The sequence below is a fragment of the Allobacillus halotolerans genome (assembly GCF_018967645.1).
Taxonomy (GTDB): Bacteria; Bacillota; Bacilli; order Bacillales; family Alkalibacillaceae; genus Allobacillus; species Allobacillus halotolerans.
In genome coordinates this window covers 69,273-87,431 of the sequence record NZ_JAHLZF010000013.1, presented here as the reverse complement: position 1 = coordinate 87,431, position 18,159 = coordinate 69,273, and the positions used below count along the sequence as shown (strand labels likewise).

Genomic DNA, 18,159 nt, shown 5'->3' with positions numbered 1-18,159 from the left:
GGGCGGTTCCACGCGCTTGTCGGGCGGTTCCACGCGCTTGTCGGGCGGCTGCACGCGTTTGTCGGGCGGTTCCACGCGCTTGTCGGGCGGCTCCACACGCTTGTTGGGCGGTTCCACACGCTTGTCGGGCGGTTGCTCGCGCTTGTCGGGCGGTTGCACGTGCTAATCGGTTGGCTCGCCAGCCCTCAACGCCACAATCAGTTATAATGAGTTCGTTTGTGAAAGCTAATTTGGTGAAGGCGTCAATCAGATCAGAGTTGGTCAAAGGAATTGAATTGATTTTTATAAAGAGTGATAAACGGAAAAACATCTCACCTTTTTATTAGTGAGATGTTATTCTATCCGAACGGCCTTCACCAAACTAGCGGAACAATTCCTTTTCCCGCCAATTTCCCCATTTGTAATAAGCAATTGAGAATAGACAGCTAAGAAAGAAGCTCGAACCCATTCCAAGTGGGATCCCAATTTGTCCATAAATGGATGAAAAGAAATAAGTTAATGGAACACGTAATACCCATAGGGATATAATGTTTAACATCAACACTTGGAACATTGCTCCTGAACCGCGGACGACACCATTCAAAATAAAATTTAATCCGATAAATAGATAGAAGAATGCGATTGTTTTAACATATAACGTACCGAAAGCGACACTAGCCTCCTCTTGAATAAACAAACGGACAAGCGGCTCTGCCCAAATGTAAAAGGTGATCGTGACGAGAGCCATCAAAATCGCATTATAGATCAACCCAACTTTTGTCGTTTTGAAAACACGATTCCATTGTTTTGCCCCTATGTTTTGAGCAGCCATCGTATTGACTGCTGTTCCGAGAGCCGATGCTGGCAGTAGAATCAGTTGATTCAACCGTTGAGCCGCACCGAACCCAGCAACCGTCGATTCACCAAAACTGTTCACAATCGATAAAATGACATTCGATCCCGCATGAATGACAATCATTTGGGTAATTGACGGTATACTTAATTGTAAAATCGTCCGCACTTCCACCCAACGAGGCTTTTGAAATCGAAACTTAAATGTCTGATATTTTCGACCTACATAATACAAGCTGACGAGAAAAATAACGATATATACAATCACCGTCGCATAAGCCACACCAGCCAAACCAAGGTTTAACACTTTAATGAAAATGGGATCGAGGACAACATTCAACAATGCCCCGACCAAAATAAAATAAAGCGGTGTTTTGCTATCACCGAATGCACGAAGTACTGTTGCGACGAAGTTATAGCCAACAAGAAAAAACATCCCGAAAAAGTTAATGAGTAAATATTCTTTAGCAATCGGTTTAATCGAATCGGGTGTATTTAACCATCCTAGTAACGGATCAACCACGAACGAACCAACGAGTGCAACAATGAACGTAAGACCCATTAACAAAATAACCGAAGAACTTAAATAAGATTTAATTTCTTTCGGGTCGTTTTTTCCACTTAATTGAGCGAAAATTGTCAGTATGGCATTGTTGCTTCCTAAAACAAATGCCAGGACAATTGACATGACCGTTAAACCGATAGTGATCGCTCCGAATGCCGTACTTCCAAGTAGATTCCCAACCCATAAACTATCCGTCAACTGCATCGACATTTGTAGTAGATTCGTAAATACAAGCGGCAATGCAAATATATACAACTTCCGATAGATCGAACCTGTCGTTAAATCCTCTTTCAATTGAAATATTCCTTTCTTATGTATCCAATCTTTTCACCATCATAGTATACAACATTCACATAGACTAGCTCACACAACTTAAGAAGAAAATTCATCCAAAATTAAAATTTAAAAATAAAATCAATAAAACACTTGATATTTTATTTAAAAGCAATATAATGAATTTAATCAATTATTTAAAAGTTTAAAAACAAAAATCGATGAAGAGAATAGTAGCTTGTTAATCTAAAGACTACAGAGAGTCCGCAATTGGTGAAAGCGGACGTCAGCGGATCAAGTGAAAATCATCTCTGAGATGCAATGCTGAAATCATCATTTAGTAAGCATTTGCCGGAATTCCTGCCGTTACAATAGGACGCGTATGATAGTACGTTGATCGAGTGCCACAATTATAATGATTGTGGAATTTGGGTGGTAACGCGAGTATAAGCTCGTCCCTATTTATAGGGACGAGCTTTTTTTGTTCCTTCAGATTGAATTGCTTTCCTTCTTTATTCAAGCATTAATGAAAAAAGCATTCCAATCAATTCTACCTACTCCGTAGTACATCGATCATCAAACGAAACGCACTTAGGCATGGAAGTATTTTTAAACAACATCAGAAAAGGAGCGAGTGGAATGAAAAAGAGAGAAACGTTTTTTGTAGGACTTATGTTATTTTCAATGTTTTTTGGGGCTGGAAATTTAATTTTTCCACCATTTCTTGGTAGTGGGGCTGGCACTTCCTTTTGGCCGGCAATGATTGGGTTCATCGTAACAGGAGTCGGCTTGCCTCTGCTAGTCGTATCTGCCATCGCATTGGTTAAAAATGGTGCGAATGAACTTGGCAGCAGAGTTCATCCTTGGTTTGGTGCTGTTTTTACCTTATTGATTTATTTGTCGATTGGACCATTCTTTGGCGTACCACGTAACGCAAACGTCGCATTTGAGATGGGCTTTAACCCGCTTATGGCAGGAAGCTCCTTTAGCCAATCATTGCTGTTACTCGGATTTACAGCATTATTCTTTTTCTTCGTTTTCTTATTGAGTTTGTATCCATCTAAAGTTGTGGATTTAATGGGGAAAGTCATCACACCAACATTGCTAATATCAATTGTGACATTATTTTTAATCGGTTTTTTCCGGTTGGATAAATCATTTGAAGCACCGAATGAAACCTATCAAACGGCATCGTTTTTCAAAGGAGTCATTGATGGATATGCGACGATGGATGCATTAGCGGCAATGGCATTCGGAATTGTTATTTTAACGGCAATCAAACAAAAAGGAGTTACCGAACATAAACAGTTAAGAAGCTATACAGTGAAAGCTGCACTAATCGCTGGTACAGCACTTGCACTAGTCTATACCGGCATTGGATTTATGGGAACTCAAGTAGCAGGTCAAGAAACATTTGATAATGGATCGGAAGTATTATCTACCGCTGTCACTCTTTTGTTAGGTAATAACGGAAAAATATTACTCGGATTCATTTTTACATTAGCTTGCTTTACAACGTGTGTTGGTTTGACGATTGCTTGTGGTCAATACATTTCAAAATTATCGGAGAAGCTGAGCTACCGTGGAGTTGTTTTTCTCGTAACACTTGCTAGTTTCCTAATTGCGAATCTCGGACTGAATCAAATTATCGAAGTGACGATTCCATTCCTCGTCATGTTGTATCCATTAACAATCGTCCTTGTCACATTACCATTTATCGACCGATTTTTTGGCGGTTCGAGAGGAGTTTACCGAGGTACAATGGCGTTCACTGGATTCGTCAGCATTTATAACGGACTTGAAATGCTTGGATTTCATGTAGAAGCATTATCATCATTCATGAGTGTATTACCTTTTGCATCACTCGATTTAGGGTGGGTTGTACCCGCATTCGTCGGTGGTTTACTCGGATTCTTGTGGGATCAATTCAGTCACAACAAAGTTAGAAAAGAAAATCCTCAAATTGAAAGAGCTTCATAATACTACTCCGGGCGAGCTGTTCGTCCGGTTTTTTATTTATTGGCGTCGATCATTTTTTATAACTTAGTGTAGTTTTTTTACATAAAAAAACAAGATGCGTTTTATTCTTTGTCTACGCATCTTGTTATTAAAGTGGTTTCATTATCTATGACCAACTTCCATATCCATTTGGTTGGAAATCTGTGGGTCGATCATATGACGGTTTTTTCTGTTCTGGAAATGTTGAACAGCATCTGTAACCGCAGCCATAATCATAAAAGTCGCTAATACGACTAAAGTGATAATTACTAGTGATAAATTCATAACGAACACCCTTCCTTTCTTAAAAATCTTCAAATTTCTTTGTTTACAAGGATATACTACCAAATATAAACGTTTGAGTAAATAGTTAAACATATACTTTTAAATCTTTTTATTTTTGGACACATTTAATCGTTTACTCTCGATTTATCAACTAATTAAAGCGGAAAAGAATGAATTTTCTAACACTTTCTAAAAATGGCTTTGCGAGCGTTTTTAAACTAAAAAAGACAAGGAATTATCCTTGTCTGAAATGGAGTTTGCAGAAAAACTAACAATTACAAATCATGATCACATTTCCATCAGGATCTTCAATATTAAACTACGCTGTTTTACCGACCCACTCAATCTCTCGCACGACTGGAATATCTTTATCGCGAACATATTGATACGCAGCATCAATATTCGGTGCAAACAAATTAAACAACGGATTCGGTGTCACTTGATGCTTGAAATTCGGGTCAAATGTGTGGTCATCCAACGTTAGCGAAGTCGTCCCGGTCACTGGTAAATTAAATACAGGGGATTTTACCTGGTCCAAATCGATCGACAAGCCGACCAAATCAGAATACCATTGCGCTGAACGCTTCAAATCAGTTACATGAACAAAGATTCCATTCATTTGATTTTTGATCGGTATTGTTTTCTCCATTAATCTCCCACCTCCTCTTCATCTTGTAGAATAATCCCGGCAAAATTCCCGGTTAGCACTTGCTTACCTTTTTGATTCGTGCAAATAAATGACGCCATAATCGATATCCGCTTTTCATCTCTTCTTTCAAGCTCCTCGATTGTTACGACGCACTCAACCGTGTCATCTGTAAAAACAGGTCTCAAAAATTCGAAATTCATTGTCCTAGCAAGCACATTGTAATCCCCACCGACTTTTGTCGGCAGCGTAGCCGTAAGCAATCCTTGAACAACAAGTCGACCAAGTTCATCCGGTGTCGTATGGTGATCACCTTCATCCATTGAAACTTTCGTAAATAACTCTACATCCGCTTCTGTAAAAGTTCGCTTAAATTTGATTTTATCCCCTACTGTTATATTCACTGGAGTTCCTCCTTATCCTGATTGAATGCTCATTCGTTTACACGACAATCATACATAGTCACCCGAAAAACTTTATTCAATAATAGGAATCTATTCTGTGAGTATCTGAGAAGGATGAATCATTCATACAGTTGAATATGGGAAGGTCAATTCAAAAAGCAAGGTGGTAAGTTCATAGTTTCTTCATTAGAAGTAATGCAATCGTTGACATAATCAGAGCAAGAATGGAAAGAACAAATGCTGTCCAAAGCATATTTCCAACCTCATTTCTTGTTTTATTCGAAAAGGAAGCTATAATAAGAGTAAGATATGGGTGGGAAGGGATTTCTCCCTTCCCGGGTGGTAGCGAGACTTTCGCTTGGTAGAGCGGGGGTCTCGTTTTCGTTACTAGAGTCGGATTGCAATCAAATATTGCCCAATACCGTATGTCTTGTTTTTTTCGAATAAGGCAGTTATAATAAGAGTAGAATATGGAGTGGGAAGGGATTTCTCCCTTCCCGGTTGGGTTACTGAGACTTTCGCTTTGCCGAGCGGGAGTCTCTTTTATTGTTACTAGAGTGACGTATTGCAATCGACAGCTCTATGGCTGCGACTACAAAGTTGATCACCGCAGTAACAAACACCAACACTTCCATATCTACACACCCCCTTTCCAGAAGAAAGAATCTTCTTCTCGATAACAACCAGGGTTGCTAGGGGGTATAAATATTATAGCATTAATTCAACTAACAAGGAACAAATGTTCTTATAACAACTGGTTATTTTTGTTTAAGTGTTTTGGGTATTAACTTCAATAAGGAAAGAGGCAGGGATTTTCTCCCTACCTCGTAATTAAACCAGTTCTTCTATTTTGGAGACTTGTTTCTCCTTTAATTGATTAAAGAAACTTTCTACTCTACTTGTTCCTACGCCTTTATACTTACCCAGAATAACAAGTTCCTTCGGTAAGTCACGCACGAATTTAATCCCATCTTCATTGAGTTGATCAATTAATCCTGGCATACCTGTAAAGTTTTCTTTGTTAATCTCAATCTTCCCTAGTTCCTCTGTTACGACTATTTCTTCTGACTTGTAGAATAAGAACAATTCTCCTGGTCGATTTTGCATTAGTTTTCTTCTTCTAATTTCTTCATTTATGAAGTTTTTTAACTCTGAGAAAAATACTTCTGAATGAGTTTCATTATAACGAACGATTCGGTTGTGGAATCCATCTAGTCTTTCAGGCAGTTCGCTCATAATTCTTGCTTCTTCCACACCGCCTAAGCGGACCAAGAAACGTTCTGAGTTTTCAAATCTCTGTGGCAACAAGAAGGTATCTCTAAGAAAATAAGGAACCTCAACGCCATCATTCCCATAAGAAATTGTTCTTATAGGAATTAAACCCGGCGCTTTATCCATGGTTTCAGAAAGAGATACTTCTTGTTTCTCAACAGGACCTCCTGTTTCACTATCGGCATCATTTGTACTCTTTGCATTCAGATTATGCGAATCAACTGATACCTGTTTTGGCTGTTCGTTTTGGACCGCTTGCTTTAACAGCTCCTCAATCTTTTGAAAGCGAAAATTCATCTCTTCTAAGTCATAAGAGTGATCTCTTCTCATTACCGGATCCACATACTCTGGAACCTCAATATCATGAGAGCCATAAACTTCAACAAACCATTTTACGATGATATAGATATGTTCCCATGCAGTTAATGATTCAGAAAACCTAAATTGTCGTGTATCATGTGCTGCTTTATTCCCCAATTTCCTGACTTCGTGTAGTGAGTTTTTCACTTCGTCTGTTAATAAGCCACTCTCATCTAAATCTTGTATTCTCTCAATTATCGTTAAATAAGGTTCATTCTCCATATTTTCATGGATCATCACTTTTTCGAGAAGCGTCTCAATAAATGTCCGGCTATGTGTTAACATCGATCGCGGACTATTATAAATGGCATTCTCCAATTCTCTTAGCGTTCGTGTAAATTCTTCAGAAATTTGATTTAAGAAATCATAGAAATAATTCTCCACAAAAATCTACCTCCAATCCTTATCAATTAATTTGATAAACCTATCTTTGCTAAAACTTCTCGTTTAAAGTCTTCTTCTTTACTTGGTACGATAACGTGTTCTGCCAATTTCTTTTTCTCTACCAAGAGATTATGTAATACTTCTTCAACAGATGTTCCATTGCCATCAGCTGAAGCAATCGGGTAGTATACATAGACTTCCTTTTCTTGACCTATACGATAGACACGATCCGTCGCCTGATTTTCAATCGCTGGATTCCACCATCTACAGATTCTATAATCACTGTTTATAGCAATTCGATTGCTATAAACGTAGTTATTACAATATGTATAAGAATCAAATTCACTATTTATGAAGTTTTCTCTACTTTATTGGTAATGGCACCCGAAAAGCTATCAGTTCTATCCATCACTGAAGAAACACCCCCAAAAACCATTAAAATTAAATATATATTTACATAAATTATACCATATATTAGTAGTTGATTTGACATATTCATTCAAATTTCTTATTTTTCTGACTTAATTAATTACACTGGAATCAATAACATTTGCCGCTTACTTTAATTCAGTTTAAGATAAGTATAGAAAGAAGGTAGATTAATAAATGCCTAGTCTAAAATACGGAACTACAACTATTCACTACTGTCATTACAAACAAAATAGAAAAGATATCAAAGTATCTGTCACACTAGTCAATGGTGTTGAGGTATATACTCCAAAGGATATAAGTGACGATCAACTTACTGAAATTCTTTACAAAAAAGCGCCTTGGGTTACTCAAAAACTCCAAGAACTTAATGAAGTAAAAACGTCCGTTCAACCGAAAGAGTACGTCAGTGGTGAAAAGCTGCCATACTTGGGACGAAATTATCGTTTGAAAGTTTTGAAGCAACCTGTCCAAAGAGCCGACTTTCAGTTTAAACAAGGGCGGTTTATTGCGAGGGTTCCAGAACAATGGAATCAAGATCAAATTCAACATACCCTTGAACAGAAATTAATCCAATGGTATAGACTACACGGTCACAAAAAGATTCTAGAACGTGCTGATTACTATCAAGACATTCTCGGTGTGGAACCAAATTCACTTCAGTTGAGGACGCAACATAAACGCTGGGGAACATGTACACCGATTGGTGATATTTATATTAATTGGCGAATCACGATGGCTCCTATTTGGGTGATTGATTATGTGGTTGTTCATGAACTCGTTCATTTAAAAATTCCTGAGCACAATGAAAAGTTTTGGCGATTAGTTAAAGCAACGTTACCTCATTATGAAGAAGCTAAAGAATGGTTAAGAGTGCATGGCGTGGAGTTGCATTGTGTCGGTTTAAAAGAAGGACAAAATAATAGAGACATGACTTACTCAGTTTAAGTCATGTCTCTTCTTCATACATAAAGTTATTTATAGTGGACTTCTCCTAAATCCAATAGTTCTCTAGCGACGTTTTCAACTATGTGATTGGGTATGGAGCTCGCGCGTAGTTGTCGCTTGACTTTCTTTCGCATTTCGCGCTTCACATCTTCTTTTTCTGTCCAATCTATAACTGCATTTTCTTGTATGATTTCAGTGATGATTTCAGTTAAGTCTTTTATACTTTCATGTTCAGACCCAGGTACATAATGTTCCAACGTTTGATAGAATGGCAACTGTCGTGGGTCTTTAAGTCCAATTGATTGGCTTTCTTCTTCCATGCTGATCATTTCTTGCCGGATTGCCTGATATTCTTCTAACAATTCTTCAATCGTTAGCTGGCGTGATTTCCGTTGCTCGATAAGTTCTTCCAATCGCTCTTTCAGTGAAGTATATTTCACTGGGTTCTCATCTAACTTGATTCGAATCTCATGCTTGATAGCATGTTCCATTTCGGCAGCTTTCGCCTCTGGTGTTTTAATCTCATCTAGTTTTTCATCGAATCTGCTTGTCAGAATATTAACCGGCTCAAATAAAATCTCTGGCTCAGATGCGTAAATATATTCTTCGATTAATTGACGAACCTTCCCCCCACAGTCGGAAATATCCATTCCTTCGTCGATATGATATCGTGACTTCGCAAGTTTTCGAATCTTCCCTAACCACTTTAAATCCTCTAAATACGGCTGGGCTTTAGGACTCGGCATGATCATATCCATACTTTCCGAGAACTTTTTAAATGCCATATCAAATGAATTCCGAATATCTTCAGGTTCAAGCACTTTCAGACAGGCATCAGAATCTTTTTTGTCTACGTGATCAAAAAATCGCATTGCTTTTCGGTGGCGGCTCTCTAATCTAGGGATTTCTTCGTCGACATGATGCATCGCTCCCTTAATATCTTCTTCATGAAAGATTCCTAAAGCTTCTTCCAAGAAACGAGAGACACCATAGTAATCCACAATTAAACCATAAGACTTTTTATCATAGGTTCTGTTCGTTCTCGCAATTGCCTGTAAGAGATTATGTTCTTTTAGCGGCTTGTCCAAATACATGACTTGTTCCACAGGAGCATCAAATCCTGTCAGCAATTTATCACACACAATTAAGAAAGCGAGCGGGTCCTCATGTAATGGCTTTTTGAATCGCTGAATAACTTCTTTCTCTTCTGTTTGAGAAAGTCCATATTGTTTCATTCGCTCGGAGTCATTATGACCACTGGAGATAATCACGGCCGATTCATAATCACTTAATTCATCCAGCAGCTCTTTATATGCAACAGCCGCCTCACGGGAAACTGTAACGATTTGTGCTTTAAATCCATTCGGTTCAATATGCTCCTCGTAGTGTTCGACAATATCTAAAACGACTTCTCTTATCCGCTTCGGTGATGAAGTCAACGCTTCTTCGGTCACATACTTCTGTTTAATCCGTTCTCGATCTTCATCCGAGTAATTACGGAAAAAGCGATCAAACAACTCATCGATCGTCTCACCTTGCACATGCAAGTCAATCAACCGAGCTTCATAAAAAATAGGTACTGTTGCCCCATCTTCAACGGCTTTTTCGATTGGATACTTATCGATGTATGTACCAAATGTTCGCACGGTACTTTTATCTTCTTTATCGATTGGTGTTCCAGTAAAACCAATGTACGTCGCATTCGGTAACCCTGTCCGCATGTTCATCGCCAGTGAACTATATTGGGAACGGTGCGACTCATCGACCAAAACAATCACATTCTCTGAGTCCGTCAATAATGGATACTCTTCCCCTTCATCCGTTTGGAACTTTTGAACCAAGGTCATCACCGTTGTTCCAGGGCCTTGTTGGAGAAGACTTTTTAACTCCTCAACGGACTCAGCTTGTTTCGGATTCGGGAAACCACAACGTTTAAATGTGTTCGTAATTTGACGGTCTAAATCTTGACGGTCAGTTACGACGACGATTGTAGGATTCTCTAGTTCTTTTAGTCGCCTTAATTTCATCGATAAAAAGACCATTGATAAAGATTTTCCTGAACCTTGTGTTGCCCAAACAACCCCTCCTCGAGCTTGTGGGTGTTCACCCGTTAAGATTCGTTCTACCGCTTTATTCACCGCTCGATATTGTTGATATCGTGCCATTTTCTTAATCACACGACCATCTTCCGGTTCATAGACGATGAAATTTAGAATGATATCAAACAGTCTCTCCCTGTCCAAAATACCTTGGGTCAGAACATCTTGAGGTGTGGCGTTTGAACCAATCTCATCAACCGTTAATGGGTAAGGTTCTCTCCACGTGGAATAATGTTGGACACTGGCACCAATCGTTCCCACCTTGGCTCGATCATTACTCGTTGAGACCATAAACTGATTGTAATAAAACAAATTTTCATTAACGATTTGGTACCGTTTCAGCTGCTTAACCCCTTGGCCGATTTGTTCATCTGGAGGGAGAGTCGGACTTTTACACTCAATCACAACTAACGGAAGACCATTGACATAAAGCATAATATCCGGACGAATCGTTTCATTCGCATTCGTATAGCTCAATTGACGGGTAATAATAAATTCATTTTCATCGATGTTATCAAAATCGATCAACTGAACCGTCTGACTCTTCCTTCCGCTTCCTAAATCTTGTTGAACAGATAACTTATTGATCAGGATTTCATGGAATTCTTGATTAGCTTCCATCAAACTAGTAGCTTCCATGTGTGTAATTTTGCGAACAACCTTATTTAAGTTGTTTTCGCTAATCCATGGATTAAGTCTCTTAACAGAATTTATTAAACGCTCTTTAAGCACAACTTCATTTTGCGACGTCCGTTCAAGATCAAGAGTCGCTCCATTGACATACGTGTAGCCAAGCTTCTTCAGTTGATCAATCATTCGATTTTCAACTAACGTCTCTTCGTTCCAAGCTTGGACTTCACTCATGATGGAACTTCCTCCTTCTCATCAAATGGTACTCGGACTTTTCCTGTTAGAAGTTGTTGCATAAGGCCTTTTTTTAGATCCTTAAGCTTTATTAATTTGTCTTTCTCATTTTCAATTTTTCGTTCTATACTATTCACTTTATTGATTATTTTCTCTTGCTCATCTATTGAAGGAACTCCACAAATGAGTTCTTTGATTTCAACTAAGTGCAAATTGGTTACAGTTCCCTGTTTTGACCTTCTGCGTAATTGTTGCCAAACTACTTCTGATTGTAAAAAGTATTCTATAAACTTAGGCAACACAATATCCTGTTTTAATTTTATTAATGCTAAACTAACGAAAATACTAAATTCCTGATCCCAATCAATTACCTTCGTCAAACCAATAGTCCCATTTTTAGATAGTAAAATATCGCCTTTTTCGGGATAACATCTTTTAGTTAACTCTTTATGTTCTTCTTCTGAAATATATTTAGTATTTTTAAAATCAATTTTTTGGTTTTTTAGATCTGTAACTCTTAAGAATGGTATGCCTGATTCAGTATATTTTGGTGTCTTATGCGTACCATCCGTGATTTTGAAGCTAATATTCTTTAGTTGTGTGGTACTCCATTCATTCGGTATTGATCCAATAGGAGAATCTTTAAATTTTTTATGATTCAGTCCCTTAGTCAACAACTGCTTAAGCAGTCCCTTTTTCACCGTTTCTGTTTGTTCGATGATTTGTTCTGTTTTTTCAATCGCTTCATCGACGGAGGAGAGGATTGCTGCGATTTTTATTTGTTCTGTTTTAGACGGTATTGGAACTTCAACTTTGAGTAATTCATTCTTTGAAATATTATATCTTGTTGAACCCTGCGCTAAAGGAAGTACAGTTTTTCGGAAGTTATCCCCTCTAAAATAATACGCATAAAAATCTGGTAATGTTGTACTAACATCATTAAACCTGTAACCAAAGCAAAAGCTGTTTAAGTACAAATTATCAATTTCAATAGCCATAACACTACTAATTGCTACTTCGTCAGGAGTCTCTGATGAGCCGGTAAATAAAACATCACCTTTTTTTACAACATTTTGGTTTTCAGTTGACTGAACGTGGACTGGCGCTAAATCTAATTTATCTACAAAGTAGTTTCTATTAATATTTCTATAAGTTACAAATGATGCATTACCATTTTCTTCAAAATCTTTTTTCGATTTGCTTTTTAAGCCTGAATAACTTTGACCCAAGTCATTCAAATTACTAACTTGCCAATTATTCGGAAACAAATCACTCATTAAAACCCAACTCCTTCAAATACCCATACATCTTACTCTCTATCTTATCACGTTCTTGCTCTAGCTTTTTCAAATCATTTAATGCTGCTTGAACGTCAATCTCTTCTTCCTCTTCAGTTGTATCAATGTATCGGGCGATGTTTAGGTTGTAGTCATTTTCTTCAATTTCTTCTAAGTCAACTACTCGACAATATTTCTCCTGGTCTTCCCATTGATTATAGGCTTGGACGATTTTTTCTATATCTTCATCTCTTAATACGTTTTGATTTTTTCCTTCTTGGTAATCTTTTGAACCGTCTAAGATAAATACTTTATCTTTATGTTCATCAGCTTTTTTACGATTTAACACTAAGATACAAGCAGGAATACCTGTACCATAGAATAAATTAGAAGGTAGACCAATAATCGCTTCTACTAGATCCTCTTTCAGTAGACCTTCTCGTATTTTACCTTCTGCTCCGCCTCGAAATAGCACACCATGCGGCATAACGACTCCAGCTTTTCCTTGATGATTCAGGGTAGAAACCATATGTTGAACAAATGCATAATCCCCGGCGTTTTTAGGCGGAATACCAAAACGAAAACGCCCGTATTCATCAGCTTCTGCTTCTTCACGTCCCCAATTTTTCAATGAAAAAGGTGGATTGGCAATGACCCGGTCATATAGCAATAACTCTTTATCATCACCTAAAAGTTTTGGCTCACGAATCGTATCTCCACGTTCAATTTGGTGGTCACTTAGCCCATGTAAAAGTAAGTTCATCTTACAAATTGACCAAGTACCTAGGTTACGCTCTTGGCCATGCAGCGTAAGGTTTCTAGGATTTCCACCTTGCGATTTTATGTAATCTACGGATTGAACTAACATACCGCCAGAGCCAACCGTTGGATCGCACACTCGCATACCTTCCTCAGGTTTAATTAGATTAACAATTAATTCAACAACTTTAGAAGGTGTATAGAATTCGCCACCTTTTTTACCTGCATCATCCGCAAACTGTTTAATCAAGTACTCATATGCTCGTCCTAGCATATCAGGTTCAGACAAGTTCCCATTACTTAAATCAATGGAAGAAAAGTGCTGAATCAATTGCATCAATAATTTATCAGGTAATTTGTCTTTATCATTAAAATCTATACTAGCTAAGACACCGTCCAAAGAAGGGTTCTCTTCTTCTAATGCTTCAAACGCTTTATTAATTGTGTTACCGATGTCGTGTGTTTGCACCTGAATATGCTCCCAACGCGCTCGTTCGGGTACAAAGAATTGGTGTTCATCACGATCGTACCAAGCGTAGTCGTCGCCTTCTTCATGTTCAATCATTTTCGCGCGTTCTACGAAAACATCACTCAACCGCTTTAAAAATAACAATCCAAATATGTAATTCTTATAATCTGAAGAATCAATCGATCCTCTTAATATGTTAGCCGATTCCCATAGGTGGGATTCTAATTGTTGTAACGTCAGTTTTGACATTCTATTTCCTCCTCAAATTTAACCCCTACTTACATATAAATATAACAAAATTTGTACATATTAGATAGAATCGATTACTTCATTTCCTATAGGTTAAGACATTTACTTGATAAAATAGATAGTGGTGTCAAACTTGCTCAGCAATTGTATTTTTTTGTAGTTCTATTTCATGTATAATATTTGGTAATTAATGTTCTTCTTAAGGGTGGTTTATGTGAAGAAAAAGTTAGTCTCATTACGTGACAAATTAAATAATATCAGTAAAAGCAACCGTTCGATCCGTCTGTTAAAAAAATATAATAAGTGGACGTTTGACTTGTCCGAATTACATAAAAATGCTCAAGACCCACTAGAAATTTTAGAAAAATTACGTTCTAACCAAGGTCAGACAATCGTCACAGCTCGTTCAAGTGATGATGTATCGATGCAACAATCCAAAAAACTAACTAGTCTGTATCGTAATATTAAATCAATTGAAGAAGAAACTGGATTATATGAATTGTACTTGGGCTACCCTTTCATCGAAGGATGTTTGGCAGATGGAACCTATATAAGAGCTCCACTCTTTCTATACCCTGTTGAATTAAAGCGAGTCAAAAAGGCAGATATTCAATGGGATGCCTTACCTGTTAACGATCAACAACCACAGGTAAATAGAACGTTCTTCTTGGCTTTTCAAAAACTTAATGAAATTTATTTTCCAGATGATTTTTTTGATCAAGTGGAAGAACTAGCTCAAGAAGATAACCCTGAGGGAATACTAGAATTTTTACAGGGGTATCATTTCAATATATCGGATAATCGTACAGAATATTTGGAGCAGATTGAAGATTATAAACGAGATGAGATTCCAGTATTCAATCGAAATAGTTTCCGTCTTAATAACCAAGCAGTCATAGGTCATTTCCCTCAAGGAGATTCAGCAATATTAAAAGATTACAATGAATTTATTGATTTGGTTGAGGAAGATCAGGACCTTGGAAAAGTCAGTGATTTTTTAAATTTACAGGCGATGACTACAGATTTCAACTCAGACCAACTACCCAGCGATAAACCTTTTATAGAACGGGTTAATCATGAAAAATTAAAGTTTTTGGTATTGGATACCGACGCATCCCAAGAGAAAATTATCGATATCTTGGAGGAACAAGATGGATTGGTCGTTCATGGACCCCCTGGCACGGGAAAATCACAGGTCATAGTTAATATGATTGCTAATGCAATGGCCAAAGGCGAAAGGGTAATGCTTGTCACACAAAAGCGGGCTGCCTTGGATGTAGTCTATGAAAGATTGGATTCATTACAATTATCCAACCATGTGGCCCTGTTACATGATGAAAAAAATGATCGAAAAAGCTTATACAGCAAGATCAACAGCAACTTGAATCAAAGTAATCAGTTAGAAGACATTTATTATGAACATGAAAGTCTATCTGATCAAATTATTCGAACAGAAGATGAAATGAATCAGGTGACTAAGGCAATTTTCACACCTCAGGAACACGGCTATCGAGCGTACGATCTTTACGGATTTAGCAAACCATATAAAGATCAAGAAACAATCATCGATGTGAAAAGCATTCTAAAATCCATCAACAAGAGCAATATTGACGACATCTTAGCTAGTGTAGCAACTTATGCCAATTATTTTGAAACATTCGATGGCAATAATAATCCCGTCAGTGATAGAAAGCCTTTTCACGAAACAACCTTAGCTGACCGAATGGCCTTAATTGAAACTCTCCAGAAATCAATCGATCACTCTAAAGAAATTACCAATTATTTAGATCACTTTGAAGACGAAGAAATAACTCCAGCGTATAGCCTGAGCATTGATAAGAAAGTTGAAAAAATCTATGATGATTTAAATACAAATGAACAAAGAACGCTTCAAAAGCTAAGACTTTGGTTATGGACAAGCTTCACTGGAAAGACAATTATTGAAGATTTGTTAGATGGAGATAAATTTAGAGGTTTAAACTCAAAAGAATGGCCAAAATTAAGAGAAAATTTATCTTTTTTATATGAACTATCTCAGGGAAGCAGTGAATTACTTGAAGAAATGCAAAATTTGAGTAAGTATTTTCAAGATGAATCAATTAAAAGATTTGAAAAAAGAATCTCTAAAGGAGATATACCTTTAATAGATTTTCAAAAGAGATTAGATTATATCAAGGAATACTTTGATAAACTGCGAGAAATGGATCAATTTTATCAATCCAGAGAAAAACACGTTCAGTTTATTATTAATGCGCTGATTGAAAAGGTTCCCAAAGCACATTCATTACAAAAGGCTTGGGTAGATATTACGAAGCAATCGATTTACATTCATTGGATTGACGAAATCGAAGCTAAACACCCTGAGTTAGTTAAAATTGGCAATGGCTCCTTTCAGCAACTTCAAAATAAACTAGAAATTCTTTTAAAAGAAAAGAAAAATATTACGATTAAACTGTTGCAAAATGAATTGAATCAAAAAATCGAGAAAGTTAGAAGGCAGAACGTTAAGGCATTTAAAGATATGAGTCATCAAACAAACAAGAAAAGAAAGCTATGGAAAGTCAGAAAATTTGTCAATGAGTTTTCTTTAGATGGACTACTCGATATCATGCCTGTTTGGCTTGTATCACCTGAAGTCTCATCAGCTATTTTTCCATTGGAAGAAAACCTCTTTGATCTGGTAATTTTTGATGAAGCTTCCCAATGTACCGTTGAAAATGGAATCCCGGCAATATATAGAGGCCACAAAGTCGTTGTAGCAGGTGATGAACAACAACTTCCTCCAACTAACTTATTTAAGAGCACTGTTGATATTGATGATGAACTGGATGAAGATGAGTTGGATGAATTTGAAGAATCAGAGAGTCTATTAAACTTAGCGAAACGGATTCTGCCAAACCAAATGTTAGAGTGGCATTATCGTTCTAAATCAGAAGAGCTAATTAACTTCTCTAATCACGCATTTTACAACGGCTCAATGCAAATCGCGCCAAATGTGAACCACTTACAGAATCCTGCTGCGATACAGTGGCATTCATCGGACGGGCGTTGGATTAATCAAAGAAATACAGTGGAAGCTGAAGATGTTGTAAAGCTTTTAAAACAACTATTAATTCAGGACCATAAGAAAACTATTGGAATCATCACATTCAATGCGAAACAACAAGAAGCGATTGAGGATGTAATTGATAAGTATGCAGAAGATGATCCTGAATTTGGCGTTATTTACGAAGAGGTGATGAGTCGAGATTTGGATGAGCGAATTTTTGTAAAAAACATTGAAAACGTTCAAGGTGATGAGCGAGATATTATCATTTTTTCAATTGCTTATGCAAAAAATGCTGAGGGTCGAGTGTATAATCGCTTTGGAACGCTAGGACAACAAGGCGGCGAAAATCGGCTGAATGTTGCTGTCACTCGAGCCAAGGAAGCTATACACATCGTTTCAAGTATAAATCCAAATGAGTTAGATGTAACCAATACCAAAAACTTAGGACCAAAATTATTGAAGCATTATTTAAAATATGCTTATGAAGTCTCCAACCTGAATAAAGAAAAAATTGAATATGTCATTTCAGAAATTAATACAGAAACAAATACAAAGACTCAGCAAACTGCTCTACATTTTGATTCACCATTTGAAGAGCAAGTTTATGATCAACTAAGAAACATAGGTTATCAAGTTAATACACAAATTGGTATGTCTGGTTATCGAATCGACTTGGCAGTAGTTGATCCCAATGACTCAAGTAAATACGTATTAGGAATTGAATGTGATGGTGCAATGTATCACAGTGCTCCATCTGCAAGAGAGCGAGATATTTATCGACAAAGATACTTGGAATCGAAAGGTTGGACAATAGAAAGAATTTGGAGCAGAAACTGGTGGAATGATCCACAAGCAGAAATTGAACGGATTGACCAAACTATCAAAACACTCTCTAAATCACAAGCTCCTACAAAATTAAAATAAATTTTTATCAACACCAGAATGAAAGTCAATCATTCTGGTGTTGATTTTTACATTACTAATATTGTAGCCTGAGA

The 18,159-nt window shown here is 37.2% G+C and carries 12 protein-coding genes, 1 pseudogene and 1 other annotated feature; of the genes and pseudogenes, 5 read left to right on the top strand and 8 right to left on the bottom strand.

What is annotated here, in order from left to right:
- Positions 1 to 326: hypothetical protein (locus tag KQ486_RS09800; RefSeq protein WP_216687506.1), on the top strand; the 326-nt coding region annotated here is incomplete at its 5' end.
- Between the two features lie 35 nt (positions 327 to 361).
- Here the strand turns inward: KQ486_RS09800 and KQ486_RS09795 are convergent.
- Positions 362 to 1,690 carry an MATE family efflux transporter gene (locus tag KQ486_RS09795; protein WP_216687505.1) on the bottom strand — a complete coding sequence of 443 codons (1,329 nt, stop codon included), beginning with the start codon at positions 1,688 to 1,690 and terminating at the stop codon, positions 362 to 364.
- A 191-nt stretch (positions 1,691 to 1,881) separates the two neighbouring features.
- Positions 1,882 to 2,132 (top strand) — a binding site (T-box leader).
- Positions 2,133 to 2,308: 176 nt separating this feature from the next.
- Here KQ486_RS09795 and brnQ point away from each other — a divergent pair.
- Positions 2,309 to 3,649, top strand: coding sequence for a branched-chain amino acid transport system II carrier protein (gene brnQ / locus KQ486_RS09790; protein ID WP_216687504.1), 1,341 nt, complete (start codon positions 2,309 to 2,311; stop codon positions 3,647 to 3,649).
- Positions 3,650 to 3,790: 141 nt separating this feature from the next.
- Here the strand turns inward: brnQ and KQ486_RS09785 are convergent, their stop codons facing one another.
- The 4 genes from KQ486_RS09785 to KQ486_RS09770 all read right to left on the bottom strand — a co-directional run bounded on the left by KQ486_RS09785 (position 3,791) and on the right by KQ486_RS09770 (position 7,018).
- Entirely contained in the window at positions 3,791 to 3,952 is a 162-nt protein-coding gene (locus KQ486_RS09785) for a hypothetical protein (protein ID WP_186278628.1), read from the bottom strand.
- 319 nt (positions 3,953 to 4,271) lie between these two features.
- Entirely contained in the window at positions 4,272 to 4,601 is a 330-nt protein-coding gene (locus tag KQ486_RS09780; RefSeq protein WP_216687503.1) for a VOC family protein, read from the bottom strand.
- Positions 4,601 to 5,002, bottom strand: coding sequence for a hotdog domain-containing protein (locus KQ486_RS09775; RefSeq protein ID WP_216687502.1), 402 nt, complete (start codon positions 5,000 to 5,002; stop codon positions 4,601 to 4,603). The genes KQ486_RS09780 and KQ486_RS09775 overlap by 1 nt, the downstream gene beginning before the upstream one ends.
- Positions 5,003 to 5,833: 831 nt before the next feature.
- A complete protein-coding gene (locus KQ486_RS09770; protein WP_212367906.1) occupies positions 5,834 to 7,018 on the bottom strand; it encodes a DUF4145 domain-containing protein in 1,185 nt (394 codons plus the stop codon).
- Between the two features lie 606 nt (positions 7,019 to 7,624).
- Between KQ486_RS09770 and KQ486_RS09765 the strand changes: the two genes are divergently transcribed.
- Positions 7,625 to 8,395: a M48 family metallopeptidase gene (locus KQ486_RS09765; protein ID WP_216687501.1), complete on the top strand. Its 771-nt coding sequence runs from the start codon at positions 7,625 to 7,627 to the stop codon at positions 8,393 to 8,395.
- A gap of 26 nt (positions 8,396 to 8,421) precedes the next feature.
- On the opposite strand, the gene KQ486_RS09760 is transcribed toward KQ486_RS09765, so the two are convergent.
- From KQ486_RS09760 to KQ486_RS09750, 3 genes are read right to left on the bottom strand one after another with little or no spacing between them, the layout of a single operon-like run.
- Positions 8,422 to 11,358 carry a type I restriction endonuclease subunit R gene (locus KQ486_RS09760; RefSeq protein WP_216687500.1) on the bottom strand — a complete coding sequence of 979 codons (2,937 nt, stop codon included), beginning with the start codon at positions 11,356 to 11,358 and terminating at the stop codon, positions 8,422 to 8,424.
- Complete coding sequence (locus KQ486_RS09755; RefSeq protein ID WP_216687499.1) at positions 11,355 to 12,635, bottom strand: restriction endonuclease subunit S; 1,281 nt, start codon at positions 12,633 to 12,635, stop codon at positions 11,355 to 11,357. Before KQ486_RS09755 ends, KQ486_RS09760 begins: the two co-directional genes overlap by 4 nt.
- Complete coding sequence (locus KQ486_RS09750; RefSeq protein ID WP_216687498.1) at positions 12,628 to 14,112, bottom strand: type I restriction-modification system subunit M; 1,485 nt, start codon at positions 14,110 to 14,112, stop codon at positions 12,628 to 12,630. Before KQ486_RS09750 ends, KQ486_RS09755 begins: the two co-directional genes overlap by 8 nt.
- Before the next feature lie 190 nt (positions 14,113 to 14,302).
- Between KQ486_RS09750 and KQ486_RS14660 the strand changes: the two are divergent.
- Together KQ486_RS14660 and KQ486_RS09745 are read left to right on the top strand one after the other, a co-directional pair.
- Positions 14,303 to 14,758, top strand: a pseudogene (locus KQ486_RS14660) (DUF4011 domain-containing protein); the annotation flags it as partial.
- Between the two features lie 21 nt (positions 14,759 to 14,779).
- Complete coding sequence (locus tag KQ486_RS09745) at positions 14,780 to 18,085, top strand: PDDEXK-like endonuclease domain-containing protein (RefSeq protein WP_246569277.1); 3,306 nt, start codon at positions 14,780 to 14,782, stop codon at positions 18,083 to 18,085.
- Positions 18,086 to 18,159 lie beyond the last annotated feature (74 nt).